Genomic DNA, 1,595 nt, shown 5'->3' with positions numbered 1-1,595 from the left:
AAATATTGCTCGTCCGCGTGGGCCGCCGGCAAGGCCACCGACACGGCCAGCGCCGCCGAGATGGCGACCGCCTTGACTGTGCTGAGGAAGGTCATGGTTCGAAGTTCTCCAGTATGAGGCTTGGTTTGGCCCCGGTTCATTCTCTGAATGCTTGCAGTGTTGAAGCGCAGGGCTGCCAATGGTCTCAGCTCGATTGCCAGGCGAGCGAGAGCCGTCTTCGGACCCTGTCCCACAGGGCGACCAGCCCATCCGGTTCCAGGATCAGAAAGAGGATGATGAGCGCGCCGAGCACGATCCGCTGACTCATGTCGAGCACGCCGGAATCGAACACGTCGCCGAGCAGGAAATTGCCGAGGCGCGACAGAGCGAGCGGAAAGACGACGATGAGCGCGGCTCCCAGGAATGCGCCGCGGATTGAAGCGAGCCCGCCAATGATGATGATGAACAGTATCTGGAATGAGCGGTCGAGATCGAAGCCTGCCGGCTCGACGGTCCTCAGATAGGCGAACGCCCAGATGACGCCGGCAACACCGATGATGAAGGACGAGATGGCGAAGGCGAGCAGCTTGGTCTTCAGCACGGGGATACCGATGATGCGCGCCGCCGTCTCGTTGTCGCGGATGGCGATGAAGTTGCGCCCGGTCTGCGACGAAACCAGCCGGTGGGCGAGGAAGGTCAGGACAACGACGACGGTAAGCGCGAACAGATAGCGGCCGACCGCGCCGTCGAACGCGAGGCCGGCGATGAAAAGCTTCGGCGCGTCGATGACGCCGGACGCCGAGTCGTTGGAGAACCAGGAGAACTTGGTCAGCGCCCACTGCACGAAGAACTGCGCGGCAAGCGTCGAGACCGCCAGGTAGAAACCACGCAGCCGTAGGCTGGGCAGGCCGAAGACGATGCCAATGGCTGCGGCGACAAGGCCCGAGAGAATGATGCTGGCGACGAGAGGCAGGCCTTGGACGCGCAGGTTGAAATTATAGGCGGCGAAGGCGCCCGCCGCCATGAACGCGGCACTGCCGAGCGATACCTGGCCGGCATAGCCGGTGAGGATGTTGAGCCCCACGCCCGCCAGGCTGAGCGCCAGGAAGGGCAGCAGGATCGCCTCGAACAGATACGAGCCGCCGGTCAGCGGCACGACGATATAGGCGATCGCGATGATGAGGAGCGGCGCCAGCCATTTCGGCAGGCCCGCGCCCTTGGTCAATTCGGCCGCCGACAATTCGGTTGCAATCGCGCTCATGCTCAGACCCTTTCGACAAGCTTCTGGCCGAACAGGCCGGACGGACGGATCAGGAGGAAAACGAGCGCCACGACATAGGCGAACCAGCTTTCGATGCCGCCGCCGAAATAGTCGCCGATATAGACCTCGGCGAGCTTTTCGCTGGCGCCGATCAGGAGCCCGCCGACAATGGCGCCGAGGATGGAATCGAAGCCGCCCAGCACCAGCACCGGAAGCGCCTTGAGCACCACCAGCGAGAGCGAGAACTGGACGCCGAGCCGCGCGCCCCACAGCAGCCCTGCCACCAGCGCGACGAGGCCGGCCGCGGCCCACACGCTGGCCCAGATCAAGGGCAGCTTAAGCCCAACGGCAAGGG

Annotated in this window: 1 protein-coding gene and 1 pseudogene; both read right to left on the bottom strand. The window is 64.1% G+C overall.

Annotated elements, in window-relative coordinates; genetic code table 11:
* Positions 1 to 184: 184 nt before the first annotated feature.
* Positions 185 to 1,240, bottom strand: coding sequence for a branched-chain amino acid ABC transporter permease (locus EOA24_RS37380; protein ID WP_127410787.1), 1,056 nt, complete (start codon positions 1,238 to 1,240; stop codon positions 185 to 187).
* 2 nt (positions 1,241 to 1,242) lie between these two features.
* Positions 1,243 to 1,595: pseudogene (locus EOA24_RS37375) on the bottom strand (branched-chain amino acid ABC transporter permease); the annotation flags it as partial.

Origin of the sequence: Mesorhizobium sp. M2A.F.Ca.ET.039.01.1.1 (genome assembly GCF_003998035.1) — a bacterium.
Taxonomy (GTDB): domain Bacteria; phylum Pseudomonadota; class Alphaproteobacteria; order Rhizobiales; family Rhizobiaceae; genus Mesorhizobium.
The sequence above is the reverse complement of the archived record's forward strand: the minus strand, read 5'-3'. Positions and strand labels throughout refer to the sequence as shown.